A 19,808-nucleotide genomic window follows, 5' to 3' on the forward strand; every position below is an offset into this window, starting at 1 on the left:
ACGGAATTTTCAATGAACATTCAGACGAATCCGAACAAAATCGAACAGACAAGCGCCGGCTTCCCGACGGTGACGGAAGCGCCGATACGCTCCAATTTCCTGCCTGAGGACCGGCTGCGCGCCTTGGGCGTCGCGCTCGCCAAGGGCGAGGTCAAGGAATTGTTCGGCCTTGCCCCGTTCGAGTTCCAGGCCCGCATTCGCGATAGCGCCAAGAAGATTCTCGAAGTCTACCGCTCGACCAATGCGGCCCAGGCCAAGGGCGAGACCATCACGCCGGCCGCGCAATGGCTGCTCGACAACAATTACCTGGTCGAGGAGACCATCTTCCAGGTCAAGCGCGACCTGCCGCGCCGCTTCTACCGGCAACTGCCGACGCTGACACTCGGCGACGGCACGGTGCTGCCACGCGCCTTCGTCGTTGCCTGGAGCTATGTCGAGCATTCCGACAGCTCCGTCTCGGCCAACATGTTCAAGGCGATCGTCGAGGGCTTCCAGTCGGTCGAGCCGATGAAGATCGGCGAACTCTGGGCGCTGCCGTCGCTGCTGCGCTTCGTGCTGATCGAGAACCTGCGCCGCATCGCCGTGCGCGTCGAGCGTACCAGGCAGATGCGCCAGACCGCAAACGAGGTCGCCGACCGGGTGCTTGCGACCGACGACAATGCCGACCGCACCAGGATCCTGTCCAACTACAGCGCGCATGCGCAGGACACCACTTTCGCCACACAGCTGCTTTACCGCCTGCGCGACGGGTCGCAGAATGCCGGCCGCGCGCTGGAATGGTTGGAAGGCGAGCTTGAGAAGAGCGGCTCCGACGCCGAGGAGATCATCATCTCCGAGCATCAGACGCTGTCTTCGGGCAACGTCACCACCGGCAACATCATTCGCGGCCTGCGCCTCATCAACGACGTCGACTGGACGGTCTGGTTCGAAGGCGTCAGCCGCATCGACACGCTGCTGCGTGAAAAAACCGATTTCGCCGACCTCGATTTCTTCTCGCGCGACCAGTACCGCACCGCGATCGAGCAGCTGGCACGCCGCTCGGATCTCTCCGAATACCGCGTCGCCGAAAAGGCGATCGAGCTTGCCGGTCATACGCCCGGGCTCACCGATGCGTCCGGCGTGCCGGAGACGGCGGACCCCRCCGTGCATACCGATGTCGGCTTCTTCCTGGTCGGGCCGCGCCGGCAGGAACTGGAAAAAGCGATCGGCTACCGCCCGCCTTTCTATGTGACCTTCAAGCGCGGCTTTGCCAGCGCCGGCTGGCTGGGCATCGTCGTGCCGGTCTTCCTGCTGACGGTGCTGCTGCTGGTGCTCTCGGGCAGGGCGCTCGCCAATCTCGGCCTGTCGGTGGAATCGATCACGCTGATGCTGGCGCTGTTCGCCRTGCCGGCAAGCGAGGGCGCGCTGGCCTTCTTCAACACCGTGGTGGCGCTGTTCCTCAAGCCGACCAGGCTTGTCGGCTACGACTACAACAAGCACGGCATTCCRGCCGGGGCGCGCACGCTGGTCGTGGTGCCCTCGCTGATCGGCTCGCGCGACGATGTCGAGGAAAACATCCGCAACATCGAGGTGCACCACCTCRCCAACACTGCCGAAGAGATCCATTTCRCGCTGTTGTCCGACTGGCCGGATTCCAAGACCGAGATCGACGCCGCCGACATCGAGATCCTGCAATATGCCCGCGACGAGATCGCCAGGCTCAACGCGCGCTATCCGTCGGAAGGCTCGCCGCGCTTCTATCTCCTGCACCGGCGCCGGCTCTACAACCAGGCGCAGGGCTGCTGGATGGGCTGGGAGCGCAAGCGCGGCAAGCTGCATGAGCTGAATCTTCTCTTGCGCGGCGACAGCGACACCACCTTCCTGCCGCTCGACGTGCCGCTGCCGGAAAAGGTCGTCTATGTGATGACGCTCGACGYCGACACACGCACCACGCGCGACGCGGTTTCGAGCCTTGTCGGCAAGCTCGCCCATCCGCTCAACCGTCCGCATTTCGATCCGGTCAAGCGCGTCGTCAGCGCCGGCTACACCATCCTGCAGCCGCGCATCACGGCCTCGCTGACCAGCGGCGACGACGCCTCCTTCTTCCAGCGCGTCTTCTCTGCCAATCGTGGTCTCGACCCTTATGTGTTTGCCGTCTCAGACGTCTATCAGGACGTCTTCGGCGACGGGTCCTTCACCGGCAAGGGCCTTTACCATGTCGACGCCTTCGAGGCGGCGCTGAAGAACCGCATCGACGAAAACACCATCCTCAGCCACGATCTGCTCGAGGGCGCGCTGGCGCGCGCCGCTTTGGTCACCGACGTCGAGCTGGTCGAGGACTATCCGACCCGCTACTCGGTCGACGCCTCGCGCCACCACCGCTGGGCGCGTGGCGACTGGCAGCTGCTCGGCTATATCTTCGACCCGCGCTCCGGCGTGCCGGCGCTGTCGCGCTGGAAGATGGTCGACAATCTGCGCCGCTCGGTCACTCCGATCTTCTGGGTCATGGCCTGCGTCGCCGGCTGGACGCTGCTGCCCTTCACTCAGGCCGCGCAGTGGCAGGCGCTTCTGATCCTCACCCTGTTCATGGCTCCGACCTTCGACATCGTGAACGGCATCCTGCCGAAGAGCGGCGATCAGACGCCGCGCGGCCATTTCTCCGCTTTGGCGCGCGATACCGTGTTCGGCACCGCGCTGGTGGCGCTGAAAGTGCTCTTGATGGCGCATCTCGCCTGGATGATGGGCGACGCCATCATCCGCACCATCTACCGGCTCTTCGTCAGCCGGCAGAACCTGCTCGAATGGCGCACCGCTTCGCAGGCGGCCAAGGGCGGCAACGATCTCGGCGCCTATTACGGCATGATGTATGGCGCGGTGATCGTCGGCGTCGTCGGCCTCGCCATTCCGGTGCTCGCCGATTCCACCGGGGCCTTCGTCGCTTTCTTCTTCGCCATCTTCTGGATCGCTTYCCCCGCCGTCGCCTGCTGGATCAGCCGTTCGGCCGAGACCGAGGACAGGCTGCGCATCTCGACCGCCGACATCCACGCGCTGCGCACCTTCGCGCGCCGCACCTGGCACTATTTCGAGACCTTCGTCACGCCCGAGCAGCATCACCTGCCGCCGGACAATTTCCAGGAAAGCCCGGCGCCGGTGGTGGCGCCGCGCACCTCGCCGACCAATATCGGCGTCTATCTGCTGTCGGTGGTGWCGGCGCGCGATTTCGGCTGGATCAGCCTGTCGGACGCCATCACCCGCATCGACGCCACGATGACGACCATCGAGAACATGCCGCGCGAACGCGGCCATCTCTACAACTGGTACGACACGACGACGCTGAAGCCGCTCTATCCGCTCTATATCTCCGCGGTCGACAGCGGCAATCTCGCCGGACATCTGGTCGCCGTTGCCGCCTCCTGCGCCGAATGGGCCGAAGCGCCGTCCGTGCATCTGCAGGGCGATTTCGAAGGCATCATCGACACCGTCACCATTCTCGACGAAAGCCTGGACGAGCTGCCGGACGACCGCCGGCAGCTGCGGCCGCTGCGCCAGCGCCTGGCCGACCGTCTCGACGGCATGCGCCGCGCGGTTGCGACCATCAAGGCGCAGCCCGAAATGGCGTCGATCCGCACCATCAACCTTGCCGTTCTTGCCGGCGAGATCCGCAAGCTCGCCACCGCCATCCACACCGAGGCGGCCTCGCCGAAAAGTGATGTCATCGCCGACTGGGCGGCGAGGCTCGAGGCGACCTGCGAGGCGCATGTGCACGATTCGCACAATGACGAGAGCGCCGTCGCCGCGTTGCGCGCCAAGCTGCTCGCCCTGCGCGAGCGCTGCCGCCGCTATGCCTTCGAGATGGATTTCTCCTTCCTGATGCGCCAGGAGCGCAAGCTGCTCTCGATCGGCTACCGCGTCGAGGACCGCCAGCTCGACGAGAGCTGCTACGACCTTCTTGCCTCCGAGGCGCGGCTCACCAGCCTGTTCGCCATCGCCAAGGGCGACCTGCCGACCGAGCACTGGTTCCGTCTGGGACGGCCGATCGTCGAGATCGGCTTCCAGGGCGCGCTGATGTCCTGGTCGGGCTCGATGTTCGAGTATCTGATGCCGCCGCTGGTGATGAAGGAGCCGCAGGGCTCGATCCTCAACCAGACCAGCAAGCTCATCATCAAGCGCCAGATCCAGTATGCGCGTTCCAAGAACGTGCCCTGGGGCATTTCGGAAGCGGCCTACAACGCCCGCGACCGCGAGCTCACCTATCAATACACCAATTTCGGCGTGCCCGGCCTCGGYCTGAAGCGCGGCCTTGGCCAGAACACCGTGATCGCGCCCTATGCGACGATCCTGGCCGCGCAGTTCAGCCCGYGCGAGGCGGTGCAGAACCTGCAGCGGCTGCGCTCGATCGGCGCCCTTGGCCGCCACGGTTTCTACGACGCGGTCGATTTCACGCCGCAGCGCGTGCCCGAAGGCACCGACCACGCCGTGGTGCAGAACTACATGGCGCACCATTCCGGCATGTCGATCGCCGCCGTTGCCGACGCCATCTTCGAGGGCCGGCTGCGCGAGCGTTTCCACAGCGATCCGGTGATCGAGTCGGCCGAGCTTCTCTTGCAGGAGAAGGCGCCGCGCGACATTCCGACGGCAACCGTCAGGACGGAGGCCGACGAGCGCTCCAAGGACGAGACCGAGGCCGAAAGCCCGGACAGCCGCGTCATCCTCGATCCCATCAAGGCRCTGCGCGCGACCAACGTCATGTCCAATGGCCGCTATTCGGTCATGGTCACCGCGACGGGCTCCGGCTACAGCCGCTTCGGCGAGCTTGCCGTTACCCGCTGGCAGCCGGATCCGAGCGAGGATCGCCTCGGCTCCTACATCTTCCTGCGCGACACCGCGACGGGCGACTGGTGGTCGGCCACCGCCGAGCCGAAGCGCGCCGAGGGCGAGCGCGTCCAGACGCTGTTCGGCGACGACAAGGCGAGCTTCACCAAGTCCGTCGGCTCGCTGCGTTCCGAAGTCGAATGCATCGTCATTTCCGAAGGCAATGGCGAAGGCCGCCGCATCACGCTCTATAATGATGGCCCGATCGACCGGCATATCGAGGTGACCTCTTTCGCCGAGCTGGTGCTCGGCAATGAGGCTTCCGACAACGCCCATCCGGCCTTCTCCAAGATGTTCGTCGAGACCGAGATCGCGCCGAACAATGGCGCGATCTTCGCCACGAGGCGCAAGCGCGACAAGAACGACCCCGACCTCACCATGGTGCATTTCGTCACCGATCCGTCGGGCCCGTCGCGCGATGCCGAGGCCGAGACCGACCGGYGCGCCTTCATCGGCCGAGGCCGCACCATCGCCGATGCCGTCGCCTTCGACCCCGGCGTCCGGCTTTCCGGCAGCCAGGGCTTCACGCTGGACCCGGTGGCGGCGCTGYGCCGCCAGGTGCGCGTGCCGGCCAACAAGAAGATCTCGTTGACCTTCTGGACCGCCGTCGGCGCCAATCGCTCAGAGCTCGACGAGGCGATCGCCCGCCTCGACCACCAGGAGAGCTTCGCCCGCCAGGCCATGCTCGCCTGGACGCGCAGCCAGGTGCAGACGCGCCATCTGGGCTTGAGCCTCACCGACGCCGCCAATGTGCAGAAGCTGGCGCGCTACCTGATCTATCCCGATCCGTTCCTGCGCCTGCCGGCCGAATCCATCGCTTCCGGCCTCGGCCGCCAGTCGAGYCTGTGGCCGACCAGCATCTCCGGCGATTTTCCGATCTTTCTGGTGCGCATCGGCGACGTCGCCGATCTCGAGATCGTCGCCCAGGCGTTGCGCTTCCAGGAATACATGCGTGCCCGCGGCATGATGATCGACTTCGTCGTCGTCAACGAGCAGGCCTCGTCCTATGTGCAGGACCTGCAGCGCGCGGTGGAGACGCTGTGCGAGAACAGCCGCCTGCGCGGCCGTGAGCTCGGGCCTCGYCAGCACATCTTCGCGGTGCGCCGCGACCTGATGGACGAGCCGATCTACAAGACCCTGCTGTCGGTCGCGCGGGTGGTTCTTCACACCCGCAACGGCACGATCTTCGATCAGCTCGAACGCGCCGAGACGGCGGCCCTCCAGGCGCGCGACGCCTTGCTGCAGGCGGAGGGCGGTTCGCCGCGCGAACCTGCTCCGCCGCTGCCTTTGCCGGTGCCGGCAAGTCAGGGTGGAGGCGATATCGCCGCCGATGGCAGYGGTCTCAGCCTGTGGAACGGCTTTGGCGGCTTCGACGGCGACGGCCGCCACTATGTGACGCGGTTGACCGGACGGCGTGTGACACCGCAGCCCTGGATCAACGTGATCTCCAACCCCTCCTTCGGTTTCCACGTCTCGGCGGAAGGCRCCGGCTTCACCTGGAGCCGCAACAGCCGCGACTACCAGCTGACGCCGTGGTCGAACGATCCGGTGTCGAACCGGCCGGGCGAGGGCTTCTATATCTATGACCAGCTGAGCGGTAAGGCGTTCTCGCCGATGGCGGCAGTGGTGCGCGATCCGTCGATGACCTACGAGACCTGGCACGGGCAGGGGTTCTCCACCTTCCGCTCGAAGCGCGGGCCGCTGTCGATGGACCTGACGCAGGTGGTCGATCCGACCGATCCGGTGAAGATCACGCGGTTGCGCATCCAGAATGCCGGCCCGGCGCCGGCGCGGCTGCGCATTTACGCCTATGCCGAGTGGGTGCTGGGCGGCCATCGCTCGCRCACCGCGGCGACCATCGTGCCCTCCCGGGACGCAGCGACCGGCGCCATGCTGGCGCAAAACCCCTATGGGCTCGACTTCGGCGAGCGCGTCGCCTTCCTGGCGGCAAGTCATCCGGTCCATTCGGTGACCGCCGACCGCTCCGAATTCATCGGCAGGCACGGCACGACCGAATATCCGCAGGCCGTGCTCGGTGGACTTGCGCTCTCCGGCCGTATCGAGGCGGGCGACGATCCTTGCGCTGTTCTCGCCAGCGACATCGACATTCCGGCCGGCGGCGACGTCACGCTGCTCTGGCTGCTTGGCGACGCGGCCACGCCCGCCGAGGCAAGCGCGCTGGCGCAAATCCATCGCGGTAAGGACTTTGACCAGCGCCTGGCCGATAACGAAARGGCCTGGCGCGGCTTCCTCGACACCATCCAGGTCGAGACGCCGGACGAGGCGATGAACGCCATGGTCAACCACTGGCTGCCTTACCAGAGCCTGGCCTGCCGCATCCGCGCGCGCTCGGCCTTCTACCAGGCGAGCGGCGCCTTCGGCTTCCGCGACCAGTTGCAGGACACGCTCGCCCTTCTGGCGCACGATCCGAAGCTGGCGCGTGACCAGATCCTCAATGCCGCGCGCCGGCAGTTCCCGGAAGGCGACGTGCAGCACTGGTGGCTGCCACGCACCGATGCCGGGGTGCGCACCATGATCTCGGACGATGTCGTCTGGCTGGCGCACGCGACGGCCCGCTACATCGAGGTGACGGGCGATGCCGGCATCCTCAAGGAGCAATTGCCCTTCATCGACGGGCAGGAGCTCGGCGAGGGCGAGCACGACGCCTTCTTCACGCCGGAAGTCACCAAGAACACCGCGCCGCTCTATGACCACTGCGCGCGGGCGCTCGATCTGGCGATCAAGCGCAGCAGCCCCGCCGGCCTGCCGCTCATCCTCGGCGGCGACTGGAACGACGGCATGAACCGTGTCGGCGAGGGCGGCAAGGGCGAGAGCGTGTGGCTGGGCTGGTTCCTGCTGAAGACGCTCACCGACTTCGCGCCCGTCGCCAAGGGGCAGGGCGACACCAAGCGGGCGCAGGCCTGGTCCAAGCACGCGGATGCGCTGAAGCGGGCCCTGGAAAGCACCGCCTGGGACGGCCAATGGTACCGGCGCGGCAGCTTCGACGACGGCACGCCGCTCGGTTCGCATAACTCCGACGAGTGCAAGATCGACTCGATCGCCCAGTCCTGGAGCGTGCTGTCGGGCGAGGGCGATCCGGCCCGTTCGACGACGGCCATGGAACAGGCGACCGAGATGCTGGTCGATGACGAGCTCAAGATCGTCAAGCTGTTCACGYCGCCCTTCTCGAAGAGCGAGAAGGATCCCGGTTACATCAAGAGCTATCCGCCGGGCGTGCGCGAGAATGGCGGCCAGTACACCCATGCCGCCACCTGGTTCGTGATCGCGCTGGCCGAGATGGGCCGCACCGACGAGGCCTATCGCTGCTTCTCGATGCTGAACCCCGTCAACCACGCCTCGGATGAGGCGGCGGCCGAGCACTACCGCGTCGAACCCTATGTGGTGGCCGCTGACATCTATGCCGGCGAAGGCAAGGGGGGGCGCGGCGGCTGGACCTGGTACACGGGCTCGGCCGGCTGGCTTTACCGGGCCGCGGTGGAAGGCATCCTCGGCATCGAGCGGCGCGGCAAGGAGWTCACGTTTAGACCGAAGCTGCCCGGGCACTGGGATGGCTACGCCGCGACGCTCAAGATGTTCGACGGCGAGATCAAGCTTCGCGTCATCCGCGACAAAAAGACCAAGTCGATCTCGCTAGAAGTCGACGGCTCGAAGAAAAAATCGGCGTCTTTCGAGCCGAAGGCCGGCGGCAAGACCGAGGTCGTCGTCAGGATACCTGCGTAAAATCAAAGGCTTGGCTTGTCGGCCGCGCATCCCTCGGGGTGCGCGGCCGATCGCCGTTTTTTACTTGGCAAGGCCCCTGTGCCCGATCGTGTGCCTTCCTTTAGGGCAGGCTAAGCAAGCAGCTTGTGATTAAAAATGTGGCAGCGGGAGCCAAGTGCCATTATTTTGCCGTAAGCCTGACATTTCACCTTTTATCTCAAACCGTTAGGTGATCACGTCAGATTTCGTACCGTCGTCATCTTTTGTTCGCTAAATGGGAACGGAAKGGATAGACGACGCATTGTTTCGCGACACATTAACCGATACGTGTCAAAAAATGGTGCGGTGCACAATTCGGGCATTGAGCACAGACAAGAGTTTGGCGGAGTAGCTGAAGTGTCACTTCTGCAGATCTACTTTAGAGCGCTGGGTTATCTGGCGGCCGACAAGAAGCGCGTCGCGCTGATTTGCGGCGCCAACGTCGCGCTCGCGGCGATCGCGATCCTCGAGCCGATCCTGCTGGGCAGGGTGATCGGTGCCATCTCCGAAAAAGGCGCGGTGTTTTCGACGCTCGCCGTCTGGGCAGCCATCGGTGTCTTCAATGTCATAGCCTTCGTGCTGGTGGCGCGTGGCGCCGACCGTTTTGCCCACGCCCGCCGCTCGGAAGTGCTGTGCCAGTCCTTCGAGCGCGTCATCACCATGCCGCTTGCCTGGCACCACCAGCGCGGTACCTCCAATTCGCTGCACACGCTGCTGCGCGCCGTCGAGACCCTGTTCAGCCTCTGGCTTGAATTCATGYGCKTCCATCTCTCGAYGGCCATCGCGCTGGTGCTGCTGGTTCCGACCGCGCTGTCCATGGACATCCGCATGTCCGTCGTGCTGCTTGGCCTGGGCGTGCTTTACGTCGGCATCGGCCGCATCGTCATGCGCCGCACCAAGTCGGGGCAGACCGCCGTCGAGCGCCACTACCACAAGGTCTTCGCGCATGTCTCCGACAGCGTCAGCAATGTCGCCGTGCTGCAGAGCTACAACCGCATCGGCCACGAGACCGCGACGCTGAAGCGCTACGTAAAGGATCTGCTCGACGCCCAGAACCCGGTGCTCGACTGGTGGGCGATCGCCAATGCGCTGAACCGGCTGTCGTCGACCATCTCGATGATGATCGTGCTGTCGATCGGCGCTTATCTCGTCACCCTTGGCCAGCTCCGCGTCGGCGATGTCGTCGCCTTCACCGGCTTTGCTGGTATGCTGATCGCCCGTCTCGACCAGATGTCGGCCTTCACCACCCAGATTTCCGAAGCGCGCGCCAAGCTCGAGGACTTCTATCGTCTCGAGGACTCGGCTGCCGAGGTTGCCGAGCCTGACGGCTTGCGCGAGTTGACCAACGTCACCGGCCATGTCCGCTTCGAGAATGTCAGCTTCGAGTTCGCCAATTCCGGCCACGGCATCGAGGACGTCTCCTTCGAGGTCCAGGCTGGCCAGACGGTCGCCATCGTCGGCCCGACCGGCGCCGGCAAGACGACGCTCATCAATCTCCTGCAGCGCGTCTTCACGCCGTCCCACGGCCGTATCCTGATCGACGGCATCGACACCCGCACGGTGACCCGCAAGTCGCTGCGCCACTCGATCGCCACCGTCTTCCAGGACGCCGGCCTGCTCAACCGCTCGATCGAGGACAACATCCGCGTCGGCCGCGCCGACGCGAGCAATGACGAGGTGCACGCCGCCGCCAATGCCGCCGCCGCGCAGGACTTCATCCTGTCCAAGAGCGGCGGCTACGACACCGTCGTCGGCGAGCGGGGCGGCCAGCTCTCGGGCGGYGAGCGCCAGCGTATCGCCATCGCCCGCGCCGTGCTGAAGGACGCGCCGATCCTAGTGCTCGACGAGGCGACCAGCGCGCTCGACGTCGAGACCGAGGACCGCGTCAAGGAAGCGATCGACGAGYTGCGTCGCAACCGCACCACCTTCATCATCGCCCACCGCCTGACCACGGTCCGCGACGCCGACCTCGTCGTCTTCATGGACAAGGGCAAGGTGGTCGAGATGGGCGGCTTCACCGAGCTGTCGCTGCGCAACGGCCGCTTCGCCGCCCTGCTGCGCGCCGGCGGTCTGCTCAACGACGAGGAGGTCCGCCGCCTCAGCCGTCCGGTGACGGAAGCGGCGTAAGTTCTTCCCTTCTCCCCTTGTGGGAGAAGGTGGCCGCGAAGCGGCCGGATGAGGGGTGTTCCAGGGAACACCAACGTCTCATTCCGCTGGAACACCCCTCATCCGTCTCGGCGCTAACGCGCCGATCCACCTTCTCCCACAAGGGGAGAAGGGAAAGCACTCCCGTCTGCGACATCCGTCCAATTGCCCCAAACCTCATGCCGGTCTATTTAGATCGGCATGAGCGACACCGCCTCACGCTTTTCCGCATGGACTGACCTCGCCAACCCGACGCGCTTCGTCGGGCTGGCGGACAAGGTCATTCCATGGCTGGCGGCGGCCGCGACGATCCTGCTCGCCGTCGGCCTCTATATGAGCTTCACCGCGCCGGAGGATTTCCAGCAGGGCATCACCGTGCGCATCATGTATATCCACGTGCCTTTCGCCTGGCTCGCCATGATGTGCTACACGATCATGGCGATCTCGGCGCTGGGCACGCTGGTCTGGCGTCATCCGCTGGCCGATGTGGCGCTGAAATCGGCGGCCCCGATCGGCGCCACCTTCACCGCGCTGGCGCTGATCACCGGTTCCATCTGGGGTAAGCCGATGTGGGGCACCTGGTGGGTCTGGGAYGCGCGGCTGACCTCGGTCTTCGTGCTTTTCCTGATGTATCTTGGCATCATCGCGCTGACCCGCGCGCTCGACGATGCTGGCCGGGCCGCCTGGGCCGCGGCAATCATCACGCTGGTCGGCTTCATCAACATCCCGATCATCAAATTCTCGGTCGACTGGTGGAACACGCTGCACCAGCCGGCGTCGGTCTTCCGCCTCGGCGGCCCGACCWTCGACCCTTCGATGCTGTGGCCGCTCGCCGTCATGGCGCTCGGCTTCACCGTGCTGTTCTTCGTGCTGCACCTGATGGCGATGCGCACGGAGATTTTCCGCAGGCGCGTGACCGCGATGCGCAGGGTTGCGGCAAGGCAGGCGGAGAAGGCTCCCCCTTCTCCCCTTGTGGGAGAAGGTGGATCGGCGCGGTATCGCCGAGACGGATGAGGGGTGTTCCAGCGGAGTGAGACGCTGGCTTTCCCTGGAGCACCCCTCATCCGTCGCCTTCGGCGACACCTTCTCCCACAAGGGGAGAAGGAGAGGCGCTCCTCACCCCATCCGCCCCCTTGCTGCCACCGGCAGCGTTTCCAGCACCGTGTCGCCGTCGATCAGATGCACCTGATCGAACAAATTCGTGACCACGCAGCAATGGTCGGGCACGACGCGCACACGCTCGCCTATGCGCAAGCCGGCGCCGTCGGAGAGCGTGACGGTGCCGTGCTCTTCGCTCAAACCGGTCACTCGGGCGCCCGGCACGCCGAGCAGTTCGCCGAACTCCGGCAGGCCCAGCGTATCGGACGACAGCGCCTTGCTGCCGCTGTCGAGGATGGCGCGCGTCTTCGTCGGGTGGCTGACGACGGTGGCGAGCACCGTCAGCGCACAATCGTCGAGTGTGCCGACGCCTTTGGCGACCTGGTAGCGGTCGAGATAGATGTAGGTGCCGGGCCGGTATTCGGTGACGACGCTGTCCTCGCCGGAGCGCCACATGTCCGGCGTGCCGCCGCTGGAGATGCGTTCGCATGCGAGCCCTGCCGCCGCAAGCGCATCACGCGCGGCCTTCAGCCAGGCGTCTGCCTCGGCGGCGCGACCCRCCGCCGGATAGGTCATCAGCCCGCCGAAGGAGAGGCCTTTCGCCTGATCGATGACCTTTGCCAGCGTCACAGCGTCTTCGGCGCTCTGGACGCCGCAGCGGCCCATGCCGGTGTCGCACTCGACCAGCACCTGCAATGGATGGCCGGCATCGGTGAAGGTGGCGGCAAGGCCCTCCAGCGTCTCATGGCTGTCCGCCGTCACCGACAGCGTGACACGCCCATGCAGCGCCTTGAGCCGCTCCAGCTTGGCGCGGCCGAGAATGTTGTAGGGCAGGAAAATATCCTTGAGCCCGGCGTCGGCCATCACCTCTGCCTCGCCGATCTTCTGGCAGGTGATGCCGACGGCGCCCGCCGCCACCTGCTTCTTCGCCCAATAAGGCAGCTTGTGCGTCTTGATGTGCGGGCGCAGCTTCAGCCCGTGGGCGTCGGCATGCGCCTGCGCCTTCCTGATGTTGGCTTCGGCGCGGGCCGCATCGATCAGGATCGCCGGCGTGTCGAGGTCGTCTATGCTTGGCATGAGATCACCATTCAAAGCATGTCTCCCGAGAGCGGGATCCGGTTTCGGGACAAAGACATGCGCAAAATCGAAAAGTCCGGCTGGGTTTATGGTCCCGATCCGGCCGGATGTCAYGGGGCCAGAGCAGCGGGTTTGYGTCGACAGCGGACCGGCATTGGGCTATTCGGATGGGCAGATTCAGCAAGGCATCGGCCGGAGGAGAACCACCATGAAGCGCTCCAAGATCAACGACATCATCCGCGAAGCCGACGCCTTCATCCGCTCCTTCGGCTATATCATGCCGCCCTTCGCCTATTGGTCGCCGGAAGAGATGAAGGCGCACAAGGCCGACTCCTCGGCCATCTTCACCTCCCGCCTTGGCTGGGACATCACCGATTACGGCCAGGAGAAGTTCGACGAGCTCGGCCTGTTCCTGTTCACCGTGCGAAACGGCCGCTACGAGGACATGAAGCTCGGCATGGGCATGCTCTATGCCGAGAAGATCATGATCTCGCGCAAGGACCAGCTGTCGCCGATGCACCGCCACAACATCAAGGCCGAGGACATCATTAACCGCGGCGGCGGCAAGCTGGTGCTGGAGCTTTTCATGCAYGACCGCGACGGCGGCATCGACCCGAAGGCCGAAGTCTCGGTGCCGGTCGACGGCACCATCACCAGGTTGCCGGCGGGAGGACTGCTGAAGCTCGATCCCGGCCAGAGCGTCACGCTGCTGCCCGGCGTCTGGCACGCCTTCTGGGCCGAGGGCAAGGATGTGCTGATCGGCGAGGTCTCGACCGTCAATGACGACCTCACCGACAACGTCTTCCGCGAGCCGATCGGCCGCTTCTCCAACATCGACGAGGACGTCGCGCCGCTGCATCTCCTGGTGTCGGACTATGAAAAGTGGGTGGGGTAGGCGAGGGACGCTTCGCTACCGCGCGTACTTATCCGCCTTCCTATTCCCGAGCAGCAGCTTGCGTTCCAGATGGGCGCRCAGCTCGCCGTAATAGGCGGTGAGGAAAGCCTTTGAATCGACCGGTTCGACCCTGGCGCCGATCTTGCGGGCGATTGTCTCCGCCACTGCTTTGAGCGCGGAATGATCGTCGCGGCGCAGCACTTCCTCCAGTTTCTGCAGCTCGGCGATGCCGTAGGCGTCGAGCTGCGCGGGGCTGAACTGGAAGCGTGCCGCGATCGGGTCCTTGCGCCGCGAAAGGTCCTCGAGCAGCGCCACTTTCGGCRCCTCGACCACCCAGGTGCCGGCGAGCAGGTCGCCGATCCTCAGACGGTCGCGGTTGAACAGCGGGAACAGCGAGAAGAGCAGCGCCCAGACCAGGCCGAAGATGGTCGTCAGCGTGTCGGCGACATCGGCGCTGGCGCGCGCGGCCAGGATCGACAGCGGCAGAAAGACTTCGATCTCGCGCATCAGGTTGCGCGCGATGACTTGGTCGAGCGTCAGGCCGGCGCCGCTGCGCGAGGCGACCCTCACGCCGACCATGCGCTTGCCCGGCGTGGCTGCCCGCCGTCCCGCCTCGAAGGCGATGAAATAGACGTTGCGCAGGAAGAAGATGAAAATGATCCAGACGATGAACAGCGGTTCGGCATCCTGCACGCCAAGCCCGCCAAGTCCGAACAGGGCGACGAGGCTTACCACGACCGCAGCCACGATGATGATCACCACGTCGAGYAGGAATCCGGAAGCCCGGGTGCCGGCGTCGGCGAGCTTCACCCTGAGGTCGACGCCCTCCGGTGTCACCAACGGGCGGATCAATGYCGCCGGGTCCTTGACCTTCGCTGCCCTAGCGGTCGCCATGCCGCACCATCCGGAACAGGTAGAAATAGCAAATCCAGAAGGCCAGCATGCCRCCGCCGATCGAATAGCGGGCGAGATCGCTGGTGATCGTCTGCCGACCGATGCCTTCCAACAGTCCGGCGAAAAGCAGCATCACCGTGACGCCGATCATGGCGGTCGCGGCCACGCGCCCGGCCCGGGCGGCAGCCGCCATGCGGGTCAGCTCGCCGGGAAAGGCGATGCTGGTGCCGATGCGCATGCCGGCGGCACCCGCAATCGCGATGGCGAACAGTTCCGTCGTGCCATGGATCGACAGCCAACCACCGAGCTGGAAGCCCAGGCCTTTGGCGGCATAGATCTGGAAAATGGCGCCGAGCATGCAGCCATTCATCAGGATGATCAGCACGCTCGGCACGGCGAAGGCGAAGCCCAGCGCGAAGGCCAGGATCGAGACCTGCGTGTTGTGGGTGAAGAGATAGGCGGCGAACCCCGACAGGAAATGGTCGCCGCCGCCGTAAAGCACGGCGCGCAGCGTCTCAGCCGACGAATCCGGGTTGCGCCCGCCCGCCAGGCTCGGCGCGATGATGGCGTCGTACCAGCGCTTGTCGGAGGCGACCAGCCAATAGCCGGCGATGGCGCCGATCACCGTCAAACCGACGGATGTCCATACCTCCCGCCAAAGATCGCGGATCGCGGCCGGCCAGTCGTGCAGGAAGAAGTCGCCGATGCGCGTCCTCAAGGATCGCCGCGCGCCGTAGAGATAGAAATAGCCGCGCAGGCAAAGCGCCTCGAGATAGGCGATCAGCGCGCTGTCGAGCGAGGTCGCGCGCGCCACCGAAAGCGACGACAGCGCCGAACGGTAAAGCAGCGGCAGCGACAGCAGCTCGTCTTCCGACAGCGCGCGCGGCGCGCGCTTCTCGACGCGCGCCAGCAGCGCCTCGAAGGCTTTCCAGTCAGCCTCGCGCTCCAGGCGGAAGCTTGCCAGCGACTGGCGGACAGCATCGGTGCCGGCGGACAGCGTCATAAGAGGTTCTCCTCCTTGAGCTGGATATAGCGCTCGACCAGCGCCGGGCCGAGCCGCTGGTGGTCGGCCTCGATGACATGCGCGCCAAGCAGCCTGAGCCTGCCGATCACCACCTGCCGCTGCTTCAGGAGGTCGCCGGCGGTGACGGAGCGGGCGACATCCTCGGGCGCCGCCGGCGCCATGTCGGCCAGCGTTTCCAGCTCCACATCCTTCATCAGCATGAACAGCACCAGATGCCGCTCGGTCAGCCGGCCGACGGTGCGCAGCATCAGCTCGGCGCTGATCGGATCGACGAAATCGGTGAAGACGATGACCAGCGAGCGCCGGTCGAGCCTGGCCGAAAGCGTGGTCAGCGCCAGGGTGAAGTTGGTCTCCTCGGTCGAATRGTCGATCTCGGCGGCGCGCTTCTGGATCATGGTGAAGCTCGGCGAGCCGCGCACCGCGCCGCTGGAGACGCGCGGCCGGGCGTCGAAGGAAAACAGGCTGACGAGATCACCGCCCTTGAGCGCGATGAAGGCCGACAGAAGCGCGGCCGTCACCGCGCGGTCGACCTTCGGCACGCCGTCGACCGGCTCGCACATCAGGCGGCCGCTGTCGATGGCAAGCACGATGTTGTTGTTTTCCTCGATCCGGAACTCGCGCGCCAAAAGCTTGCCGTGGCGGGCGCTGCGCTTCCAGTCGATCATGCGCCGGCCCATGCCGGGCTGGTAATCCTTCAGCGCCTCGAACTCGCGGCCCTGGCCGGCGCGCTTCTGCGCATGGCCGTCGGCAAGGGCCGAGCGCTGCAGCAGCGTGATCGCCTCGTCGCGCGCGCTGTTGACATTGGGCAGCACCGCAACCTTGCGGTCGATCGGCAATATGACCTGGTTCCACACCAGCCCGAACGGGCCCTGCCAGCGCAGCCAGAGCCGGTCGAAGCTGGCGATGCCGCGCCGGATCGCCTCGAATTCGAGGTCGAGCGTGCCGCCATCGGCCGGCAGCGCGCCGCCGGTGCCCGCGACCGGCTGCAGGCGCTGGTCATGCCCCACACGCGCCTGCAGGCGCCTAAGCCTTGCCCCGAGACCGGCCGCGATGTGCAGCGTGAAGYGCCCGCCAATGCCCACTTGCGGCGGCGCCGTCAGCGTGGCGTCGAGCGCGGCGCGGCCTCTGCTCGCGGCCGCGTCCACCGCCAGGAAGGCAAGCAGCACGCAGATCCACAATAGGCCGAGATACCAGACATGCGGAAGCGCGAGCGCGATCAGGAAGGCGGGGATCGCCCCCGCCGCCGCTGCCCATACCGCTCTGCCGCTCGGATAGATCAACGCGGCGCTTCCGTGTGGTCGACGAGGTCGGAGACGATCTGCTCGACCAGGCGCCCGTCGATCTGCGCGGCCGGTGAGAGCACGACGCGGTGGCGCAGCGCCGGCACGGCCAAGGCCTTGACGTCGTCCGGGATGACGTAGTTGCGGCCGTCGAGCGCCGCCCTGGCGCGCGCGGCGCGCGCCAGCATGGCGCCCGCGCGCGGGCTGGCGCCGACCTCGAGGTCGGGGCTTTCGCGCGTACCGCGCACAAGGGCCGCGATATAGCCGACGACATCGTCGACCAGCGTGACGTCGCCGACCGTGGCGAGCGCGGCTTCAAGCACCTTGCGGTCGGTCCGCGCCTTGATGCCGTATTGCTCGATGTCGTGCGAGGCCGAGCCGCCGTGATTGACGATGATCGCGCGCTCCTCCGTGAGGTCCGGATAACTCACCCGATGCTTGAACAGGAAGCGGTCAAGCTGCGCCTCGGGCAGCGGGTAGACGCCCTGATGCTCGATCGGGTTCTGCGTCGCCACCACCATGAAATTCCGGCCGAGCGAATGCGTGGTGCCGTCGAAGGTGACGGCGTGCTCCTGCATGGCCTCGAGCAGGGCGGCTTGTGTCTTCGGCGGCGTACGGTTGATTTCGTCGGCGAGCAGAAGATCGCAGAAGATCGGCCCGCGCGTCAGCGTGAACTGCCCGGTCTGGAAATTGTAGATGTTGGAGCCGACGATGTCGCCGGGCATCAAATCGGGCGTGAACTGGATGCGGCCATAGGCGACGCCGAGCGCCTGCGCGAAGCAACGCGCCGTCATGGTCTTGGCGGTGCCTGGCGGGCCTTCGAGCAGGATATGCCCGCCGGCGAATAAAGCCGTCAGCATCAGGTCGACCGTGTCGCGCTGCCCGGTGATGGCTTTCGCCACCTCTTCCCTGATCGCGTTCGCCAGGGCCTTCACTTCATCGACGTTCACCGAGCCTCCTTGCCGTCCAGTCATGCAGCTTTTCCGCTGCTTCATGCATTGCGGCCAAACTGTTGGAATCGTTCACTGCCTTGAACCGCGCGGTGAAGCCATGAGCCTCGCCCTTGTCGCGGGAATCGAGCCAGCGGTCGAGCGCCTCGCCCTGCAGCCCGTGCGGCGCGCCGAGCAGCGCGGCGGCGCGCTGACGCATCAGCGCGGCATAGCGGTCGCCAAGCCCTTGCAATYGCCCGGCGCGCCTGAGCAGCATCGCCGTGGTGTCGACCAGCGCCTGCTTGCCGAAGGCGATGGCGCGCCCCTCGGCGCGCGGCGGGCCGAAGCGGCCGAGCCCGTGCAGGAACGCAAGCGCGGCCGCCACCAGCACCGACAGCGTCAGCGCGAGGAAGGGCGGTTCGACCAGAAGCTTGGCGAGATCGTATTTCTGGCCGATGCCGTGCAGCGTCAGGTCGAACATGACCGCGCCCTTGGCGGGCTCGATCATGGCGATCATGTCGAGGGCGGCGGCCGCCGTCTGCTCGTCCTTCAGCCCRGCATTGTTGATGAAATCGGGATCGGTGAGGATGTAGAAGGGCTCATTGTCGAGCTCGGTCAGGATAGCCCTGCCGTCGCCCGCCGCGATCAGCGGATGCTCGTCCGCCACCCATTGCAACTCGTCCGGCGCGGCGACCATGCGGCCGGCGATATTGATCTGCGAGAGCGTGTTCCTTGCCTCGCCGAGCTTTGCCTTGGCGATGCGGCCGAGCCAATCGTTGACGACGCTGTTGGGCAGCCGCTCGATCTTCGTCTCCCAACCATCGTGCCCCAGCAGGGGAAAGGTCTGCCATTTCGGCAGGACGAACAGCGTGTCCTTGCCCGAGCGTGYCTTGATGAGCCGGTCGAGCGCGGCCGGGTCGCTGCTCGGCGCGATGGTGACGACGAGCAGGAAGGTCGAGGCGAGCGGGGACGCCAGGCCCTTCTCGCCGCGTTCCATCGGCGGCGCCTGTCCATTGGTGAGCTTCAGCCATTCGACAAGCCCGGCATAACCGGTGCCGCCCTTGGAAAATGGCGTACCGCCGCCTGCGGGCTCGCGGAAATCGGGCGCATAGGTGGAGAGCAGGAAAAACCCCGCCGCCGCCAGCAGACTGGCGAAAATACCCCAGAACAGGGTTTTGCGGCTGAACGGTTCTTGTGCTGCCCCTGTCACCTGCGCGCTCATGCCCACGCATCCCGGAAGGCGAAACGCTCATAGGCGCCGCGCGCCTGCCGCCAGCCCTCGGCGCCGACGGGACGGCGGGCGAACAAGGCCGCCTCGACGATCCGGGCGATCTCGCTGAAGGCGGCGCGGGGCCGGGTGGGGATCGACCCCGCCGCGGCGATGTCGCGCGCGGTCAGCGACGGCCGCAGGAAATCGGGCAACCGGGTGGCGATGTCGGCGACGCTGCGGCGCAACAGAAGATGCACCGCCTCGTCATATTCGCCGCGCGCGGCGAGCGCATCGGCCTCCGAGAGCAGGATCTGGGCAGCCCCTGCGTCAGGGCGCCACTCTTCCTTCGCTTCGGCCTCCAGACGCTTGCGTCGCCAGGGCAGGCGCCAGGCGATGCCTTTGGCTTCAAGGAAAAGCAGGAAAGCGATGATCGCGACGCCGATGATCACCGCGCCCCAGAACAGATAGATCATATAGGGACCAAGCTTGGCCAGGCCGTCCAGAAACGGTTTCAGCCACTCCGGCGGCTGTGGCTGCACATAGGTCGGCAGCCCGAACTGGATCGAAGCGTCAGTGAGCAGCTGCTTATGCAACTGCGCCAGCCGTCCGGCGTCTTCCGTCCCTGCGGCCGTCACCCGCTCGTTCC

At 65.9% G+C, this 19,808-nt stretch carries 11 protein-coding genes; 4 read left to right on the forward strand and 7 right to left on the reverse strand.

All coding sequences use genetic code 11. The features are described 5' to 3' along the window. Window positions 1–12: 12 nt before the first annotated feature. The 3 genes from LCM4576_RS16590 (at window position 13) to LCM4576_RS16600 (ending at window position 11,769) form a co-directional block, all read left to right on the forward strand. On the forward strand, window positions 13–8,592 hold the full coding sequence (locus tag LCM4576_RS16590; protein ID WP_071033190.1) for a GH36-type glycosyl hydrolase domain-containing protein: 8,580 nt from the start codon (window positions 13–15) through the stop codon (window positions 8,590–8,592). Window positions 8,593–8,967: 375 nt separating this feature from the next. Continuing rightward, window positions 8,968–10,737: a glucan ABC transporter ATP-binding protein/ permease gene (locus LCM4576_RS16595; RefSeq protein WP_071033191.1), complete on the forward strand. Its 1,770-nt coding sequence runs from the start codon at window positions 8,968–8,970 to the stop codon at window positions 10,735–10,737. Window positions 10,738–10,956: 219 nt separating this feature from the next. Further along, window positions 10,957–11,769, forward strand: coding sequence for a heme ABC transporter permease (locus tag LCM4576_RS16600; RefSeq protein ID WP_071033192.1), 813 nt, complete (start codon window positions 10,957–10,959; stop codon window positions 11,767–11,769). Window positions 11,770–11,871: 102 nt separating this feature from the next. Here the strand turns inward: LCM4576_RS16600 and LCM4576_RS16605 are convergent, their stop codons facing one another. Beyond that, window positions 11,872–12,930: a D-TA family PLP-dependent enzyme gene (locus LCM4576_RS16605; RefSeq protein ID WP_071033193.1), complete on the reverse strand. Its 1,059-nt coding sequence runs from the start codon at window positions 12,928–12,930 to the stop codon at window positions 11,872–11,874. A 208-nt stretch (window positions 12,931–13,138) separates the two neighbouring features. On the opposite strand from LCM4576_RS16605, the gene LCM4576_RS16610 reads away from it, so the two are divergent. After that, window positions 13,139–13,825 (forward strand): D-lyxose/D-mannose family sugar isomerase, encoded by a 687-nt coding sequence (locus LCM4576_RS16610; RefSeq protein WP_041011546.1) that lies wholly within the window; start codon window positions 13,139–13,141, stop codon window positions 13,823–13,825. A gap of 15 nt (window positions 13,826–13,840) precedes the next feature. On the opposite strand, the gene LCM4576_RS16615 is transcribed toward LCM4576_RS16610, so the two are convergent. Genes LCM4576_RS16615 through LCM4576_RS16640 form a run of 6 tightly spaced genes read right to left on the reverse strand, consistent with a single transcriptional unit; the run spans window position 13,841 to window position 19,797 of the window. Further along, window positions 13,841–14,719, reverse strand: a complete 879-nt coding sequence (locus LCM4576_RS16615; protein WP_071033194.1) for an RDD family protein — start codon at window positions 14,717–14,719, stop codon at window positions 13,841–13,843. After that, window positions 14,706–15,722 carry a stage II sporulation protein M gene (locus LCM4576_RS16620; protein WP_071033195.1) on the reverse strand — a complete coding sequence of 339 codons (1,017 nt, stop codon included), beginning with the start codon at window positions 15,720–15,722 and terminating at the stop codon, window positions 14,706–14,708. The genes LCM4576_RS16615 and LCM4576_RS16620 overlap by 14 nt, the downstream gene beginning before the upstream one ends. Beyond that, a complete protein-coding gene (locus LCM4576_RS16625) occupies window positions 15,719–17,023 on the reverse strand; it encodes a DUF58 domain-containing protein (protein WP_071033196.1) in 1,305 nt (434 codons plus the stop codon). The genes LCM4576_RS16620 and LCM4576_RS16625 overlap by 4 nt, the downstream gene beginning before the upstream one ends. After that, the gene (locus LCM4576_RS16630; protein WP_071033197.1) at window positions 17,020–17,973 is read right to left on the reverse strand and encodes a MoxR family ATPase; all 954 of its coding nucleotides are present in this window, start codon (window positions 17,971–17,973) and stop codon (window positions 17,020–17,022) included. The genes LCM4576_RS16625 and LCM4576_RS16630 overlap by 4 nt, the downstream gene beginning before the upstream one ends. Further along, a complete protein-coding gene (locus LCM4576_RS16635) occupies window positions 17,960–19,174 on the reverse strand; it encodes a hypothetical protein (protein WP_071033198.1) in 1,215 nt (404 codons plus the stop codon). The genes LCM4576_RS16630 and LCM4576_RS16635 overlap by 14 nt, the downstream gene beginning before the upstream one ends. Next, the gene (locus tag LCM4576_RS16640) at window positions 19,171–19,797 is read right to left on the reverse strand and encodes a DUF4129 domain-containing protein (protein WP_071033199.1); all 627 of its coding nucleotides are present in this window, start codon (window positions 19,795–19,797) and stop codon (window positions 19,171–19,173) included. Before LCM4576_RS16640 ends, LCM4576_RS16635 begins: the two co-directional genes overlap by 4 nt. Window positions 19,798–19,808 lie beyond the last annotated feature (11 nt).

The organism is Mesorhizobium sp. LCM 4576 (assembly GCF_001854815.1).
Taxonomy (GTDB): domain Bacteria; phylum Pseudomonadota; class Alphaproteobacteria; order Rhizobiales; family Rhizobiaceae; genus Mesorhizobium; species Mesorhizobium plurifarium.